Here is a 16,064-nt window from a genome sequence, read left to right on the forward strand (position 1 = left end):
CCGGTCATGCATATTCCGGGCTCATCGAAGCCCTCCACGTCGTGGCACCGGTGGAGGGCTTCGATGGTGGATGGGATCAGGCGACCCGCTGTAGGAGGTCGCGGGTGGTCGGCGCAGCAGGATCCCGGTGATGCCCGTGGACGAAGACCACCAACCGCTGCACCGTGTATGAGATGACCAGCAGGGTTATCTCGGTGAGTAGTTTCGCCCAGAAGCTGCCGAGCACCGGGGTGAGCACCCACATCACAGCTATATTGCCCAGCAGTAACACCGCGGCAAGCCCCGCATATCTGGGGAGTGTTTCCCGTACCGGGGCTGGATTGCCATGCTCGAAGACGACCGTGCGATTGATGATGTAGTTCATCGCTGCCGACAGCACCCTAGCAGTGACGATCGAACCGATCAGTCCCATCCCCAATGCCAAGAACACTGTCAATAGCACGAAGTCCACGGTGAAGGCCAGCAGCGAAGATGCGCAGAACCCGAGTAACGGCCGGTAGATCAACCAGGAATCGGCGATTGGGCGGAAATGGGAGGATGCGTTCTCATCGAGATAGATCGTCTCGATGCCGACCTGCTCGATGGTCATTTGCTCCCTGATAGCCTCCAATAGAACCTTCAGTTCGTAGTCGAAGCGGTCGCCATCGATGGTGCACAACCAATTGAGCATACGCGCCGGATAGGCGCGCAATCCGGTCTGGGTGTCGGCGAGTGACCGGCCGGTCGCCATGTGGAAGATGCTGCGGGTGACTACATTGCCGAAGCGGGAGCGCAACGGCACCTTTCCGGTGAAAGAGCGTACGCCCAACACCATTTCAGCATCCGAATTGGAAAGCGCTTGCGCAACGAGGTTGATGTCGCTGTTGGTGTGCTGCCCGTCGGAATCCGCGCACACGACATCGGCGCCGGGATGGTGCTCGGCGATCCAGGTGAATCCGGTGCGCAGGGCCTGCCCCTTGCCTCGGTTCTGTTCGTGGGTGAGCACTGTCGCGCCCATCCGGGCAGCTTTGGCAAACCACAGGGCATATTGCGGTCCGGACCCGTCGTCGACCACCACGACCTTCTGTGAGCGGGGGAGAGTGGCGAGCAGATCGGTGAGGCGGTGATCCGGTTGGTACCCAGGAATAAGGATGATCATGGTTCAGCCCACCCAGATGATGTCGGAGGTGCCGCGTTCCTTGTTCCTGCCCAACGGTTTGTTGACCAGTGATTTCTGGTACACCATCGCCGATGAACCGCCGCCATCAAGGTTGTATGCGACAGATGCTCCTTGGTCGGCGAACAGCTGGGCAAAATCGGTCATGTTGATACCCGCGGAGTACCCCGTCGAGCGACCGTCCACGACGATGAATAGGAAGTGGTTCGGCTCAATCATCCCGATTCCGGTGCGCGGCTGCACCCCTTGGATCGAATGATTGCCGATGTTGGTATCCACCTCCATGTCCTCGATCCCATTCATCACCTTGCCGCCATCGACTAGGCCGGGCCCGAAGGACCACACCTGCCAGGCTCCGTTGGCGATGAGCTGGTCTGCGGAGGTGGTCGTCTCGTCGACCAGCCGCATCTCCCCGCCTACATACAGCACCAGGGCGGTGCGCGTCGGTTCGTCCCGGTAGGCGACGCCATTGCGGACCACGATGCCGGTGTCACGGAATCCGTAATAGTCACCGTTAATGGCCAAGGTGGCACCTACCCGGGAGGCGATCGCCGTGGGGTATTCGATGATGTTCGTTCCAAAGGTGTCTTCGGCGAAGGCCGAACGCACCGAGGTTGCCGAGGGCACCTTGATGTCGGCGACGTAGCCGGTCACCAAGCTCGATCCGGAACCAGAAGTCCAGGTGTTGATGTCGATCTCGGTGGCAGCGCTGGTTCCCGGCGATACTGAGGCTGAGCTGGACGCCTGGGCTTCCAGCTCGGAGACGTTGGTGACCTCGGCGTGTTCGATGAGGAATCGGTCGAGCCCCCAGGCGGTGGCCCCGGTCAGCGCAGCTGCGGCACCGACCCCGCCGATGAGCGCTGTTCTGCGGGTGAGCTTGCTCATGCTGGGCGCCCCTTCCCAGCTCCGGGGGCCATGCCGCCGCCGCTGCCACCGGGAGGCATACCACCTCCACCGCCACCGGGAGGCATGCCACCACTACCCATGCTGCTCAATTCGCCGGAGTTGGCGACAACCCGTGTGGAATCGGAACCGTTGACCGTGACCGTGTACTCGGTACCGGGAGTCATGGATTCGGTGGACAACACCACTACCTGCGAGGCGACGCCCAAGGTATAGGTCATTAGCGTCGTCGACCCGTCAGAGACCGTGATGGTATCGCCTGCGGAGAAACTGCCGGACATACTCACCCATCCTTGCTCGGAGTTGGTGCTTGGTGTCATGGCCATCTGCGAGGTCCCGCCAACGGCCAGAGTGCCACCCGAGATATCCATCGACGAGGCATCGATGGAACCATTCGCGCCAGCTGTGGGGCCGTTGACGGTGACGACGCCACCGGTCATCGTGATGGTTCCGTTCGAATCGAGGCCGTCTCCGGAGGCATTCACCGTGATCTCACCGCCCATCAGGATCATCTGGGAGCCATCGTTTTCTCCCATGCCGTTCCCGCTTGTTGTGTTGCCCGATGTGGCGTTGAGCCCGTCATCGGAGGAGGTCGCGGTTGTCATGCCCCCGGCGATGACGACGTTTGCGCCCTCAATCGCTTCGACAGATGTGGTGATTTTGGTGGTGCCTCCGGCGATCACCAAGTCGCCCTCGGCATGAATACCGTCGTCGCCAGCACTGATGGATATCTGCCCACCGTTGAGGTACACGTAGCCGACGGTGTCGTCGTCTTCATTGGTTGATTTGATCCCATCCTGCGCGGCGGTCAGCTCAAGAACACCGCCGTCGATGACGACATAGTCCTTGCCACGCACGGCATCGTCAGCGGCCTTGACGGCGAGAGTGCCGGACTGGACCACTAAGCCGTCCTTGGTCCCTATGCCGTCACCGGTGGTCGAGGTCACCTGCAAGGAACCGGTGCCGGTGATGGTGAGATCGGCCATGGAGAAGATCGCAGCATCCGGGGCATCGGAATTCGTTTTGGCCTGTGAGTGATCGGCGTTGTCTGTGATCTTGTTCGTCGAACCGTCAGCGAGGACGATCACCACCTCGTCGGCGGCCGTCACCACCACCGGGGAATCTGTGGATGAGGATATGGTCACCCCGTCGAAGACCAACCGGACTTTGCCCTCCGCTTCGGATGCCACCCGGACCGAGTGATCGGTGAGGGTGCCAGAAAGGACATAGGTGCCTGGTTCAGTGATCGTCACATCCTCATTCGACAAGGTGATCTTTGTGGCGCTCGTGGCGTCGTAGTCGGCATCACCGGCCTCGGCATGGGAGGTCGTGTTGTCCGCCAGGAAAGCGGTTAGCCCACTTCCCAGGTCCGAGGAGGCATTGGCGGTATTGGTCTGCTCCCCGGAGCCTGTGGACGAGGAGACTGTCGAGGTCTGGGAGCTGGTGTCCTGCGAGGAGGCCACCGAGCATCCGGCCAGGGAGAAGGTGGTCAGCGCGAGGGCTGCGATGATAGAGGTTTTGAATCGTGAATTCATTGTGCTCTTTCTTGATTGTCAGGCGGCAAAATCGGTGTTCATCAGGCGGGTCCACCTGAATGCTGGTTGATCGATGCGCAGCAGCGCGGTGCCGATTCCGTATTTAGAAATCGATCGGGGGCGATACCCCATTCGGTACAGCAGATGATCGATCCCAGAAGGACGCGGGAATCCTTTCGTCTCCACGATGACCTTGTGGCTCAGATCGGCGAATAGCGCACCTGTGGGTGCGTTGTTGGTGAGTTCGACCGCCAAACGACGGTCGATGGTTACCCGCGTGGGCCCGTGATTCTGGGCCGGTAAGGTCTGCAAGGTGCGTCGCATGTAGCTGGTGACCAGCGTGGGCTGGAGCAGGGGAATCGGAGCGGTGTCGACTCCTCGGTGGGCGAGGGTTGCGGCGATCCATACTTGGTCCGACGGCATCAATGTCCTGGCTGGATGCGGGATGCGGTCCTTGATTGTCGTGCCCCGTACCCCGCGGGTCTTAACCTCAAGCCAGTTCGACCCGCTCGACAGATATTCGCGGGTGCGTACCTTGAAACGGCGACGGCGTTTGTGTCCTGCTTGGCGGTAACAGAACAGATCCGGGGTATCGAAATAGCAGGATCGGTAGTCGAACCAGGTCGACCCATTGATCTCCAGAACCCTACTGGTCGCGGAGATCTCCTCAATGAAGCCCTCCGCATCGGTGAGATCTAACAGGTATTTCCGATCAACCCGCTGCAGCAGGGACGATGTGGCATTGAGCTCGGCCAAACTGATGGTCGTGGTCATCGTCGGGCAATCTCCGGTTGCGCTGCGCGACGACACATGACAGCAGATTCCTCCGGGATCCGGGGAACAACGCGCTGCGTGGGTATGTAGCGGACGAAAACCAAGGTTGAGTCGTCGACCAGATCAATGCGTTGTGGGTTGATCTCCAGGATTTCACCGTTGACGAGGTGCGTGACTCGTTCGGTGAGTGCCACTGGATCAGATATCGCTTGGTCGATCAGCAATTCGCTGGAGGCCGTGCGCTTGGTCAACCGGGAGGCGTCGCCGATGGCGATCGCGAGCAGGATCAATGCCATCAACCCGGCTCCCCATTGCACTGCAATCGTTCCGAGCCCGCCGAGCAACCCAAGTGACAGGGAAGCGAAATAGTAGGCGATTTCGCGGTGGGATAGTTCTTCGGAGCGCAGGCGGATGATCGACAGCACACCGAATAGACCCAGGCCCAGGCCTGCACTGACCGTTCCTGTGGACATTGCGGCGGCGACGGCCAGTACGCCAACGTTGGTCACCAAGAAGCTGGAGACTAACTCCCGTCGCCCCTGACGGGGCAGGTAAAGAGTGGTCATGAGTACGGTGATGGCGATCAGATCGGCGCCCATCAGCAGCAGGTTCATCTCAGGCCTTCCGGTTGGATCAGGTGACGAACCAATCCCGCCTGATGAAGCTGGGGTGAACCCTTGGTGAAGCTGTGGACCAGGTGTGAAACAACATCCCAATGGTGTGAGACGACAGCCCAATGACTTTGGGAGGTATTCCTGGCGCAGGCTGCTGTGACTGTTCAGTGCCCATCTGCAGGCAATGAACAGTCACAGCACATGCCCTCAGGCCTCTCGGCGCAGACCGTGCCGTGCGGTCACCCAGGAGGCAAGAGCCAAACAGGCGATGAACACCATCCCTGCCGACAGATACGGGCCGATCAGATCGGTTGTCCCGGCTGCAGCACCGAGCAAGGCGGTGGGGGACCACCGTGCGGTCGCTGGGGAGTTGTTGGCCAGGGGTAACACCAGCATGAGGATTGTGGACACCGCGATTGCTGTCGCGGTGCGACGGGTGATTGCCATGATTAGATACCCGACATTCATCGCCATCACCATATATGTGATCGACGCTATTCCCGTCCTGAACAGGTAGGTTACCGAAAGCGGGCCAATGAATGCTTGGGTCTGCCAAGCGGCAAGCCCAAGTGCGAATGCGTGGCTGGCCGCCACGATGACCCAGTCGACACCCAGACGCGGGAGAGTGATCCCGATCAGGTGCGATGTGCGGGTTCGATAGAAGCTCGATGAGCCAGGTCGGGTATCCCATCCCAGGGAGGTAATCGCAACAGTAACTGCCAGGATCAATCCCAACTGCATCGCACTCTGGTTGAATAGGGCAATTCCATCGACCGGGGTAGGATCTGCTGCCGTCATCGTGACCTGATCGGTTTTTGTCGAGGTAGCCAGGATTTTAGGCATGTACAGGGCAAGTGCTGGGCCCGACAGCCCGAAGAAAGCGAACGTTATCAGCAGCCCGGCCAACAGACCAGAACGTGTCAGCCGTCGGATCTCCACCTGTAACGAGTTCAGGATGAAGTTCATCGTTCCTCCTCACCGAGGATGCGGGCGAAGGAGACGTCGAGATCTTGGTCACGCAGGCTGACCTCCAGTATCGGTGCGTGAAGTTCGGCTAGGGCTGGAACCAATTGGGTGTGGGCAGCCTCGAAGCTGGAGAAGCCGAGGGTGCACATGGTGTCTGAGGTACATCTGAGACTCACGTCGGGAAGCGTTGCGGCAAATCGCCTGGCATCGATGGCGGTGGGTGATGCTAGGCGCAATGTCCACACCGGTTTCATTCCCTTGGCGAGAATCGATGGGGTGGTCCCTGATGCGACCATCCGTCCATGGTTGATCACGATGATGTGGTCGGCCAGTTTTTCGACCTCGCTCAGCAGGTGGCTGGACAACAGGATGCAGCGGTGCCGTTTCTGCTCCATGATTACTTCGCGTACATCGGCGCGGCCGATGGGATCTAGGGCACTGTTTGGTTCATCAAGCACCAGCACATCCGGATCGGTCACTAGCCCGGCCGCAATTCCGAGGCGCTGTAGCATGCCGCGGGAAAAGCCAGCGATTCTGCGGTGCATTACCCGGTCCAGGCCACAGGTCTGCAGAGCGCAGCCCACAGGGTCACTGGTGTTTGGTAAACTGCAGCGCATGGCATTTCGCTGGGCGACAGCCATGGATGTCTGCACTACCTCAAAAGCAGTGAGCCAGGGCTCGAACTGGGGGACATCGGGACAGTAGGCAACCCGGGGATTCGAAGAAGCGAAATTGACGGTTCCGCTTTGGGGCGTGACCAAGCCGACAAGGATGCTGAATAGCACTGTTTTTCCCGCGCCATTAGGGCCGATGACTGCCGTCACTGATTGGTCTGCTACGGTGAGATTGACGTCGCGGATTCCTCCGCCGCCGGGATAAAGCTGGGTTAGTCCGGTGGCCGTGAGCGCGGTTGTCATCGCAGATCCTCATCGGTGAGGTCATCACGCCGGGCCTGGCCCACGACAAGATACAGAATTGGTCCCAGCGGGATGAAGCAAAACACGATCAAAATCCAGGCCCATTTGGGCAGATGCCGCACCGGGTGGCGGATGATACCGATCAGGCACCAGATGATGAGTAGGGCACACATGATGGCTACCGGTAATAAGGCGTCGTTCATGCCTGCACCTTTGTGGAGCTTCCATCGGTTGGATTATCTTGTGAGAAAGCAGTCGGCATCAGTACTGTGCTGAGGGTACGACGTCGACGTGTCGGAGAGGTTTCGTTGTTCAGTAATCGCTGGATGGCTGTCATCAAGACCTCTCCTAGTTCGTCCATTTCCTCGTCACTGGCCCAGAACGACGCTTGGGCGAAGCTCACCCGATCGGCCCGCAGATCTCGAGGTTCGTCACCCAGATATCTGCCGAAATCGTTGATCAGACCCGAAGTGAACACCGTGAAGGCGGTAAGCAATTGCTCATTGCTCAATGCTTTCAGGTCTTCGGCCGAGGGATTGGACAGGCCCGGGGCGAGCCGATAGGTACTCTCGCTGGTGCCGCGCACTTGGTGTTGGGCAGCGACTTCGATGAGACCGTGGGAGACCAGGTGATTGACGTGACGGTACAGCGTCGCGATAGGAATGTCGGGCAAGTGCTCGTGGAGTTGGTGTGTCGTCGCTTGTCCTTGTCTGAGCAGGGTTTGGGCTATGCGTTGGCGTACCGGATGGAGCAGAGTTGAGGAGTTCACCATGACACATATTGATATCAGTATCGATAATAATATCAAAACTGGTGCGGCAACACCTGACTCTCGCTCAAGGATGAGAGGTGATCGGTTACGGGCACCGGTGAGACGCGATGAAGGGGCCGATCCTGATGCTCGTCGCTTCGGCCCCTTCGATGGCAGGCGTCAGATCTGGTAGTAGAGATCGAATTCGTAGGGGTGCGGTCGCTGTTGCAGGGCCGCGATCTCCTCACGCTTCAACCCGATCCAGATGTCGATGAGGTCTTGGGTGAACACATCGCCGACCAGCAGGAAGTCGTGGTCGGTCTCAAGGGCGTCGAGCACCTCGGACAGCGACCCCGGGACTTGGGTGATCTCGGCATGTTCTTCGGGGGGAAGCTCATAGAGGTCTTTGTCGACGGGGGCCGGCGGCTCGATCCTGTTCTGGATGCCGTCGATGCCGGCCATTAGGCAAGCTGAGAAGGCCAGGTATGGGTTCGAGGATGGGTCTGGGCAGCGGAATTCGATGCGCTTGGCCTTCGGATTTGAGCCGGTGATCGGAATGCGGATACAAGCCGAGCGGTTGCGGGCCGAGTAGACCAGGTTCACTGGCGCCTCGAAACCCGGCACCAGACGGTGGAAGGAGTTCGCCGTTGGATTGGTGAATGCCAGCAGGGCCGGGGCGTGGGCCAGCAGACCCCCGATGTACCAGCGGGCGATGTCGGAGAGTTGGCCGTAACCGTTCTCGTCGTAGAACAGCGGCTTGCCTTTGTTCCAGATGGATTGGTGGATGTGCATGCCCGAGCCGTTGTCACCGAAGACCGGTTTGGGCATGAAGGTGACCGACTTGCCGTTGCGATAGCCGGCATTTTTCGCCAAATACTTGAATTTCATCATGTTGTCTGCCGATGCGACCAACTCGTCGAAACGCCAGTTGATCTCGGCCTGTCCGGCAGCGCCCACCTCGTGGTGAGCCCGTTCAATGATCAGACCTGCCTCGGTGGACAACCGAACCATCTCGTCGCGCAGATCACCATAGTGGTCTGCCGGGGCAACGGGGAAATAGCCGCCCTTCAGTTTCACCTTGTAACCTAGGTTTCCGCGGTCCTCGGCGCGGGCGGAGTTCCACCCGGCTGATTCGGCGTCGATGGAGTAGAAGGAGGTGCGCTCATTGGTCTCGTAGCGCACGTCGTCGAAGACGTAGAATTCGGCCTCCGGGGCGAAGAATGCAGTGTCGCCGATGCCGGTGGTGTCCAAGTAGGCTTCGGCCTTGCGTGCAACGTTGCGCGGATCGCGGGAGAACGGCTCCTTGGTCAGCGGATCGTGGACGAAAAAGTTCACCACCAAGGTCCTTGCCTCTCGGAAGGGGTCAACGAAGGCGGAAGCTGGGTCGGGCATCAGCGCCATGTCGGACTGGTCGATGGTGGTGAAACCAACGACCGAGGAGCCATCGAAGGCCAGCCCCTCCTCAAAGACCGCCGGGCCGAATTCGTGGGCTGGGACGGTGAAGTGCTGCATGACACCGGGCAGGTCGCAGAAGCGGACGTCGATGTTCTCGATGCCCTCCTCCCTTACGAACGCCAGTAGGTCATCGGCGCCTTTGAACATCTGTACTCCTCTGCTTCGTCAACGGCAGGTATCGATCGATTCATTCGACGTGGACAACCCTACTGATCCGTGAGGAGTCAGTGTTGCATCTGTACTTCAACGAGGCTACGAGGCGTGAGAAGGCTCCGTCTCGGGTGACCCCGTCGCGACCTAGACTTGCCTGCATTACACCCGGATGCCCCCGAAGCAGGGAGAAACGTTGAAACGAAGGCGAAGACGTCGCGCATCCTCGGGAACGACATTCCCTGGCGGTTCGTCGTGTGCTGTCCGGCCCCGGATCTTATTGGGGTGGTTGACCGGAAACACTGGTGGAATCGAGACCTTCATCGTGACCGCGGTACGGGCGCTTCGTGAGGACTATGACATCACCGTGCTCACCACGAGTCCCGCTCCGGCAAGGCGCGGCGAGCTCGAGCAATTGGGGGCACGAGTGGTCCGGCTTCCGTCGCCCACGAGGCATCCTGTACGTTACCTGGAGAGCTTGCTGCTACTGCTTCACAGAGGGGACTTCCAAGTCGTCTGGATGAACCACTGCATTGCTCACCTTCATGAGTTGGCGCTGGCCCGGGCGATGGGGGTACCGCGAAGGATCTTTCACGCCCATCAGTCGGCAAATATGTTCGGGGTCGGGCACGGGATAGTGCATCGACTCCAGCGACGTTTCATCCCGCTGTTCGCCGATGGATGCTTTGCATGCGATGAAGAAGCTGCACGGTGGTTCTTCCCGCACACCACATGGACCTTCGTTCCCAATATGATTGATCCCGAAATATTCGCCTTCGATCCCCGGCGGCGTCGGGTGAAACGAGAGGAACTGGGAATCGCGGATGACACGACGGTGATGATCCACGTAGGACGGCTCGCTCCAGAGAAGAACCAGCGTTTCTCGCTCGAACTGCTCGCCGAGTTACGGGGGCGAGGACATGAGGTTTTGCTCCTCATGTGCGGTGATGGGACCGATGCTATTCGGCTCCACAAGGAGATCGTCAACCGGGGGCTCCAGAACAACGCTCTGATGCTGGGAACCCGTGACGACATCCCCGACTTGTTCCAGGCAGCGGACGTGGCAGTGTTGCCATCCTGGTTCGAGGGCCTGCCCTATGTGGGCCTTGAGGCCCAGTGCAGTGGGCTTCCCCTGCTCGTGTCTAATCGAGTCGGCAGGGGGCTGGGGGTTGGTGGACAGGTGTACTGGCTGGACATCGGTCACGGTGTCGATGACTGGGTGAACTGCGTGGAGCAGCTGATTGACAAGCCCTCGGACCGGTTCCACAATCCGATTCTTGGGACCAGGTTCGATGCCGGAGCCGAGCAGAAGCGGTTCCGATCGCTCGCGGACAGAACAGGTCACTTGCCAACTTTGAACTGATTTAGGTTAAACTAACCTTGACGACAGACTTGCGGGACCTTGGGGCAGGGCTCGATGGTGAGCCTTAGGACAACGGTTTCCAGGTGTGCGTCGGTATTCCCGGCGGAACCACCCCTCTGACGGGTTGGCTGTCGTTGTTACCCCACAATGACGAGGCGGTCCAGTGAACAAAACAAGAGAACAACAATCCCTCGGTACCGTAGGCACAATGCTGCGGAACTGGTTCTGGTTGGCCTGCGGGCTCATCGGACTCGGTGGGACGGCTGCTACGTGGTTGCTGTTGCCCCGGGAGAGGGAGGTATCCGGGCCGTTAGAATTCATCATCAAGATCGTGGTCTATCTCCTGCTCATCGCTACCATCGCGACCTTCCCACGATGCGGTGGGCGATGGACGTGGTTGTCGGTGATGCCTTTCGTGGCATTCACCGGCTATGTCATCCCGCGAATCTCCTACTACTATTACTTTGACCGGGAGCAACTGCACGCCGGGGAGTTTTACACGCACTTGTACCTGTTGCTTTATCCGGGCATTGTGCTCACCACTGCCCTGGCTCTACGAGTTGGGGGGGCTGCGGCCGGCAGAGTTGTCAAGGTAGCGGTCATGGGGGTGCTTATAGTCTTTTCTGGCTTCCTCGACGTCATGTGGCAACTGGTCAATCCCCTTGACCATATTGCCGAGACCTTGGACGCTCCCCACATTGTCGTCATCGTCGGGCGACCGGTGAGCTTCACCGAAGCCATCTGGTTCACGGTGGCTCATGTACCGCTGGCTGTGCTGCTCGCTTGTTTGCCCCTGCAACGTTGGATGCAGATCTTCGATGATCAACCCGATGAAGCCCCACCCGGTGCTGGGGGCACCCAGCCTCCTGCGGTACAGCCTGGCGGGTGTCCGCTGGCGGAGAACCAGCATGAACCGGGTACAGCTGCTGATGGGGGAGTCAACCTGTCGGTGGTTGCTCCCGCCTACAACGAGGAGGCAGGAATCGGGCAGGTTGTGGATGAGTGGGTTGGATACCTGGATACCAGCAACTGGGTGCGTGACTGGGAGATTGTCGTATGCAACGACGGCAGTTCCGACGACACCCACCGTATTCTCGCCGAGAAGGCACGGACGATCCCTCAATTGCACGTTGTCGAGCACGCGCAGAACCTTGGGGCCGGAGCAGCTATCGCGACCGCTATTGCGGCGAGCACCAAGGATTGGGTGGTGCTGACCGACTCAGATGGCCAGTTCCCGCTGAGTAATCTGGAACGGTTCCGCCCGGCAGTGGTCGCCGGTGCCCACGCAGTTTCGGGGTGCCGAGTCAACAAACGCGACAGTTTCGTCCGCAGACTCGGATCAAGGATGAGCGGAGCGGTGTGCAACATGACTCACTCGACCAGCTACCGGGACTTCAATTCGATTTTTAAGATGATGCCGGGAGAGATGGCCAGGTCGATGACTCTGGAATCTTGCGGGTTGAGCTGCTCCACGGAGATCATGTCCAACCTGATCTTGCGAGGAGTGTCCTGGACCGAGGTGGAGATTGAGCACCGACCGCGTGCCTCGGGACGTTCTTCGTGGGGACTCTGGAAGGGAGCCCGTGACAGGTACTTGTTTGTTCGTTACCTGGCAACCAGGGTGAGGCTCATCCACTTGGGTCTTCTTCGTCTTCCAGTGGAGGTGATGGCATGATCAGGGTCTGTGTCTTCTGCGGCGGTCATGGCGGCACATCGCTGGTCCGGGAACTTGCTAAGCGGCCCGACATCCACACGACCCTGCTGGTCAATGGCTATGACAATGGGCTGTCGACCGGGCTATTGCGCGGGCTGGTTCCCGGAATGCTGGGTCCTTCAGATTTCCGCAAGAACCTCACCCATCACCTGGATTCTGCAGATCCCCGTGATGCTGCATTACTGGGGCTGATGGAGTTCCGGATGCCTATGGGCAGTACCTTGGAGGATCTGACGGCCCACATCCGGGCCGCATCGGGCGGGGTGCGGGAAGCGATCGGCTGGGACCTGCTTCCTGTGCAAGTAAACCGGGTATGTGTCGATGGGCTGACGGCGGTCGCTGACCATCTCACCACCGTGGCCCCGGATGCTGACCTCGGTGATTGTGCCTTGCCGAATCTGGTGATCGCAGGGTTATACCTGCGTCTCGGTGGATTCAACGAGGCCATCGCGGTGCTGGGTGAGGCCGTCGGTTCGCCCATCGAGGTGCTCGACATCACCTCTGGGGAAAACGCTTACCTGATGGCTCGCAAGGCCGACGGTCAGATTCTCTTCGACGAGGCGGACATCGTTGCCGAGCAGTCGGCTTCGCCGATCACTGGGATTCACCTGGTCACCGAGCAGATCCCGGTCGCATTGCGGGAACGGTTTGCTCGTTCCTCCCGGGCCAGCCAGCAGCGATGGTTTGCGTCCCATGCCGCAGTGGTCACCCTTGATAAACGTGCCGATGTGGCCTTGCGCCGGGCCGATGTGGTGGTGCTCGCCGCAGGCACCCAGTTCTCCTCGCTCATTCCGAGCTACCGTACTCCCGGGGTGACAGAAGCCATGGTCGAAGGCCGGTCACGAGTCAGGTGCCTGCTCGTCAACATTCGCCATGACAAGGATATTCAGGGCTTAGATGCGGAACACGTCGTGGACAATGCGCTGACTGGGCTGGGCGATGCCCACAACCGTCGCAGGGCGCTTACCCATGTGCTGCTTAGCGGCGACGGGAAAGTTCGACCCGCGCACCGGGAATGGGGCCAGCACCGTGGGGCACTGGTTGTTGAGGCCGATCTGACCGATCCTGACCATCCTGCGCAACACCACGGAGCGAATACCCTGCGTGCTCTTTTGGACCTCGTCGATGCCAACGGAACTGAACCGCGCGAGATGATCCCGTCTCCGTCGGATCCCGTCTGTTGGATGTTCGACCTCGACGGTACTTTGGTTGACTCCTCTCCGGCACACGAGGCTGCATTCCAGGAGGCAATCTCGACCTGCTGTCCGGATCTGGACCCAGCAGACTTCCACTACGCTGACGTGTTGGGGCAGTCCACCGGAGCCATCGCATTCTTCCTCGGAGTCCCCGACGCCAAGGTGACCGAGTTCACCGATATCAAACGAGCCGCCTACCGTCGCATGGCGGGTGAAGGCATGGTTCATACCTTGCCCGGGGCCAGGGAACTGTTGACCCAGCTCAACGCTGCCGGTCACCAAGTGATGGTGGTCTCCGGAGGCAGCGCCGCGTCCACGATGGCCTCCCTGCGGGCAACCGGCTTGCTAGATCTGGTCGATCACGTCGTTCCGGGTGATTTGGTACCTCGCAGTAAACCTGCGCCCGATGTCTACCTCCGAGCACTCGACCTGGCGGCACCCGAGCTGCGGCCGGTTGCCGTTGAGGATTCCCGTGCCGGGGTGAGCGCTGCTCTAGCCGCTGGTCTGGACACTATCCAGGTTGGGGAACCGCTGGGCATCGAAGGGACCTGCTGGGTGCCCGACCTCGATACGCTGGCGGAGTTGGCCGGTTTGGGGACGAGCAGATGAAGGTCTGTGCCGTCATTCCCGCCGCCGGACGGGGAACGCGTATGGGTACCGCCACCCCCAAGGTGCTGCTCCCCATCTCGCCGGGGATCACCGTCCTGGACATCCTGCTCGACCGATTGGAGGGATCCGCCGACGATGTCCATATCGTCGTTGCTCCCGGGGCGAGGGAAACCATGACCGATCATCTGGCCGACGGGCAACACGAGAACTGTTCGATGAGCATCCAGCAGCATCCCACCGGAATGGGTGATGCGATCTTCGGTTGCGCCGGGGTATGGCGGAATCATGATGTCCTGCTGATCGTCTGGGGTGACCAAGTGAACCTGTCGGCTGCCACAGTGCGCGCTTGCGTCGATGCGATCGGCGCGGCAGGTCCTCATACTGGCGTGCTGCCTTTGGTGAAACAGAGGCACCCCTACGTCGACTATGTGTTCGTTGATGGTCGGCTACACCACATCGCCCAGAGCCGGGAAGGCGATGCGGTTCGCGCGGTGGGGTGGAGTGATGTGGGACTGTTTGCGCTGCGCACCCAGGACCTCGAAGCAGCTTGGCAGCGCCACGTCGTTTCCTTCCCACCAGGTCAGGGGACAGGTGAGATCAATTTCCTGCCCTTCCTGGCTCATCTTGCGCAGGAGGAGGGATGGAACATGCACCATCTGGAGGTCGGCGACCCGGTGGAGACCCGCGGCCTCAATACCCCGGAGGATCTGACCTTCGCCCGGCGACGATTGTCCGGGTTGCACGCCGGACTGCACATCCTGTGCACCCAGGCCCCACCCCCCGTGGAAGGAGGGCTCAGCAGTTATCTGCAACGGGTCACGCGTGATTTCGATCTTCTGGAACCAATCCCCGTGTGCTACAGCATGGGCAAGACAATCGGCGCTGGCCGGGAGGCGCTGTCGATCGAGGTGCGCAGATTCCATGGTTGGCGAGTTGTGAGAACCTCTGGCGCGCCGAGCTCCCCGCCTCAGGACCATCGGTGGAGATGGGCCTGGTATCTGCTTGGCTATAACTTGCGCTGCGCGCTCGCTGTGCTGGGCGAGACCAGGCAATCCGGTAGCCGAGCGGTCATCGCGGTCCACGACTGGCTGGCTTGCCCGGCAGGAATCCTAGTTGCGGTCCTCAGTCGGTTGCCCGTAGTCTTCCACGTCCACTCCACCGAGATGGACCTGTACCCGTCCTGGCTGGGGTACCTGACCAGGTTCCTGGAGAACACGATGGCCAAATTTGCCCGCAAGGTCATCGTTCCAAGCCGGATGCTGGGTGACTACTTAGTGGCTCGTGGATTCCCCGCCCACAAGATGGTCGTTATTCACCATGGGGCTGATGACCCGCAGTTGGCCTCCGTCCGGAGCTCCCTTCCCTGCGGCACGCGCGAACAGAATGCCACCACAGCGGAGAAGACGCTTCTGTTCGTCGGAAGATTCCGCCCCCACAAGGGGATCCATGACTTCTTGGAGGCCGTTTCCGTATTGGCGACACGCTACTCGGAGCTCCGGGTGGTGCTCCTCGGAGCCGATCATCCGCGCGCCGATGAGAAACCGCTCAATGAGGTCATCACGGATCTCGGCTTGGACAAGATAGTCTGGCAATCTCCTGGTTTCCTGCCCGCGCGTCAGGTTTATGAATGGATGCAGGCTGCCGACGTATGCGTTCTGCCGTCGCGTTACGAGCCGTTCGGACTCGTGGGAATCGAGGCCATGGCTTTGGGCACCCCGACGATCCTGGGGCCCGGCTACTCACCGGAGGTCTCCGGTGCGGAAGCCGGAGCATGCATCCAACTTGAGCGAGTCGACGCAGCAGAGATCGTGGAAGCCATTGATGCGGTGTTCACCGATCCCGGACTGCGTACCAGGCTGCGGTGCGCCGGGCAGCATCATGCTGCGGGATTCAAATGGGCCCGCACCGCAGCACAGACCTTGGGTCTCTACGAATCGGTAATCGGATGAGCACGACGGGTC

14 protein-coding genes are annotated in these 16,064 nt (G+C 60.2%); 4 read left to right on the forward strand and 10 right to left on the reverse strand.

The features are described from left to right. Window positions 1-76: 76 nt before the first annotated feature. From HMPREF1531_RS08990 to glnA, 10 genes are all read right to left on the reverse strand, one after another. Entirely contained in the window at window positions 77-1,138 is a 1,062-nt protein-coding gene (locus HMPREF1531_RS08990; protein ID WP_016669634.1) for a bifunctional glycosyltransferase family 2/GtrA family protein, read from the reverse strand. Window positions 1,139-1,141: 3 nt separating this feature from the next. Next, a complete protein-coding gene (locus tag HMPREF1531_RS08995) occupies window positions 1,142-2,041 on the reverse strand; it encodes a phosphodiester glycosidase family protein (protein ID WP_016669635.1) in 900 nt (299 codons plus the stop codon). Beyond that, window positions 2,038-3,594, reverse strand: coding sequence for a carbohydrate-binding domain-containing protein (locus tag HMPREF1531_RS09000; protein WP_016669636.1), 1,557 nt, complete (start codon window positions 3,592-3,594; stop codon window positions 2,038-2,040). Before HMPREF1531_RS09000 ends, HMPREF1531_RS08995 begins: the two co-directional genes overlap by 4 nt. An 18-nt stretch (window positions 3,595-3,612) precedes the next feature. Further along, window positions 3,613-4,368, reverse strand: a complete 756-nt coding sequence (locus HMPREF1531_RS09005) for a VTC domain-containing protein (RefSeq protein ID WP_016669637.1) — start codon at window positions 4,366-4,368, stop codon at window positions 3,613-3,615. Beyond that, window positions 4,365-4,982 carry a DUF4956 domain-containing protein gene (locus HMPREF1531_RS09010; RefSeq protein WP_016669638.1) on the reverse strand — a complete coding sequence of 206 codons (618 nt, stop codon included), beginning with the start codon at window positions 4,980-4,982 and terminating at the stop codon, window positions 4,365-4,367. Before HMPREF1531_RS09010 ends, HMPREF1531_RS09005 begins: the two co-directional genes overlap by 4 nt. Window positions 4,983-5,189: 207 nt before the next feature. Beyond that, on the reverse strand, window positions 5,190-5,948 hold the full coding sequence (locus tag HMPREF1531_RS09015) for a hypothetical protein (protein WP_016669639.1): 759 nt from the start codon (window positions 5,946-5,948) through the stop codon (window positions 5,190-5,192). Then, complete coding sequence (locus HMPREF1531_RS09020) at window positions 5,945-6,865, reverse strand: ABC transporter ATP-binding protein (RefSeq protein ID WP_016669640.1); 921 nt, start codon at window positions 6,863-6,865, stop codon at window positions 5,945-5,947. The genes HMPREF1531_RS09015 and HMPREF1531_RS09020 overlap by 4 nt, the downstream gene beginning before the upstream one ends. Continuing rightward, window positions 6,862-7,068 (reverse strand): PLD nuclease N-terminal domain-containing protein, encoded by a 207-nt coding sequence (locus tag HMPREF1531_RS09025; protein WP_016669641.1) that lies wholly within the window; start codon window positions 7,066-7,068, stop codon window positions 6,862-6,864. The genes HMPREF1531_RS09020 and HMPREF1531_RS09025 overlap by 4 nt, the downstream gene beginning before the upstream one ends. After that, complete coding sequence (locus HMPREF1531_RS09030) at window positions 7,065-7,637, reverse strand: helix-turn-helix domain-containing protein (protein ID WP_016669642.1); 573 nt, start codon at window positions 7,635-7,637, stop codon at window positions 7,065-7,067. The genes HMPREF1531_RS09025 and HMPREF1531_RS09030 overlap by 4 nt, the downstream gene beginning before the upstream one ends. Window positions 7,638-7,796: 159 nt before the next feature. Next, the gene (glnA, locus tag HMPREF1531_RS09035) at window positions 7,797-9,218 is read right to left on the reverse strand and encodes a type I glutamate--ammonia ligase (protein WP_016669643.1); all 1,422 of its coding nucleotides are present in this window, start codon (window positions 9,216-9,218) and stop codon (window positions 7,797-7,799) included. Between the two features lie 292 nt (window positions 9,219-9,510). Here glnA and HMPREF1531_RS09040 point away from each other — a divergent pair, with 292 nt between their 5' ends. The 4 genes from HMPREF1531_RS09040 to HMPREF1531_RS09055 all read left to right on the forward strand — a co-directional run bounded on the left by HMPREF1531_RS09040 (window position 9,511) and on the right by HMPREF1531_RS09055 (window position 16,052). Further along, on the forward strand, window positions 9,511-10,584 hold the full coding sequence (locus tag HMPREF1531_RS09040) for a glycosyltransferase (RefSeq protein ID WP_198011030.1): 1,074 nt from the start codon (window positions 9,511-9,513) through the stop codon (window positions 10,582-10,584). Window positions 10,585-10,792: 208 nt separating this feature from the next. Next, window positions 10,793-12,259 (forward strand): glycosyltransferase family 2 protein, encoded by a 1,467-nt coding sequence (locus HMPREF1531_RS13950; protein WP_036897634.1) that lies wholly within the window; start codon window positions 10,793-10,795, stop codon window positions 12,257-12,259. Beyond that, a complete protein-coding gene (locus HMPREF1531_RS13010) occupies window positions 12,256-14,103 on the forward strand; it encodes an HAD-IA family hydrolase (RefSeq protein ID WP_016669646.1) in 1,848 nt (615 codons plus the stop codon). The genes HMPREF1531_RS13950 and HMPREF1531_RS13010 overlap by 4 nt, the downstream gene beginning before the upstream one ends. Next, window positions 14,100-16,052 (forward strand): glycosyltransferase, encoded by a 1,953-nt coding sequence (locus tag HMPREF1531_RS09055; protein ID WP_016669647.1) that lies wholly within the window; start codon window positions 14,100-14,102, stop codon window positions 16,050-16,052. Before HMPREF1531_RS13010 ends, HMPREF1531_RS09055 begins: the two co-directional genes overlap by 4 nt. The last annotated feature ends 12 nt before the right edge of the window (window positions 16,053-16,064 follow it).

Source organism: Propionibacterium sp. oral taxon 192 str. F0372 (assembly GCF_000413315.1).
Classification (GTDB): Bacteria; Actinomycetota; Actinomycetes; order Propionibacteriales; family Propionibacteriaceae; genus Brooklawnia.

What these genes read in the sequence shown, in the direction of transcription:
- HMPREF1531_RS08990 (WP_016669634.1), bottom strand. Translation starts at nt 1,138, where the DNA reads ATGATCATCCTTATTCCTGGGTACCAACCGGATCACCGCCTCACCGAT.
- HMPREF1531_RS08995 (WP_016669635.1), bottom strand. Translation starts at nt 2,041, where the DNA reads ATGAGCAAGCTCACCCGCAGAACAGCGCTCATCGGCGGGGTCGGTGCC.
- HMPREF1531_RS09000 (WP_016669636.1), bottom strand. Translation starts at nt 3,594, where the DNA reads ATGAATTCACGATTCAAAACCTCTATCATCGCAGCCCTCGCGCTGACC.
- HMPREF1531_RS09005 (WP_016669637.1), bottom strand. Translation starts at nt 4,368, where the DNA reads ATGACCACGACCATCAGTTTGGCCGAGCTCAATGCCACATCGTCCCTG.
- HMPREF1531_RS09010 (WP_016669638.1), bottom strand. Translation starts at nt 4,982, where the DNA reads ATGAACCTGCTGCTGATGGGCGCCGATCTGATCGCCATCACCGTACTC.
- HMPREF1531_RS09015 (WP_016669639.1), bottom strand. Translation starts at nt 5,948, where the DNA reads ATGAACTTCATCCTGAACTCGTTACAGGTGGAGATCCGACGGCTGACA.
- HMPREF1531_RS09020 (WP_016669640.1), bottom strand. Translation starts at nt 6,865, where the DNA reads ATGACAACCGCGCTCACGGCCACCGGACTAACCCAGCTTTATCCCGGC.
- HMPREF1531_RS09025 (WP_016669641.1), bottom strand. Translation starts at nt 7,068, where the DNA reads ATGAACGACGCCTTATTACCGGTAGCCATCATGTGTGCCCTACTCATC.
- HMPREF1531_RS09030 (WP_016669642.1), bottom strand. Translation starts at nt 7,637, where the DNA reads ATGGTGAACTCCTCAACTCTGCTCCATCCGGTACGCCAACGCATAGCC.
- glnA (WP_016669643.1), bottom strand. Translation starts at nt 9,218, where the DNA reads ATGTTCAAAGGCGCCGATGACCTACTGGCGTTCGTAAGGGAGGAGGGC.
- HMPREF1531_RS13950 (WP_036897634.1), top strand. Translation starts at nt 10,793, where the DNA reads ATGCTGCGGAACTGGTTCTGGTTGGCCTGCGGGCTCATCGGACTCGGT.
- HMPREF1531_RS13010 (WP_016669646.1), top strand. Translation starts at nt 12,256, where the DNA reads ATGATCAGGGTCTGTGTCTTCTGCGGCGGTCATGGCGGCACATCGCTG.
- HMPREF1531_RS09055 (WP_016669647.1), top strand. Translation starts at nt 14,100, where the DNA reads ATGAAGGTCTGTGCCGTCATTCCCGCCGCCGGACGGGGAACGCGTATG.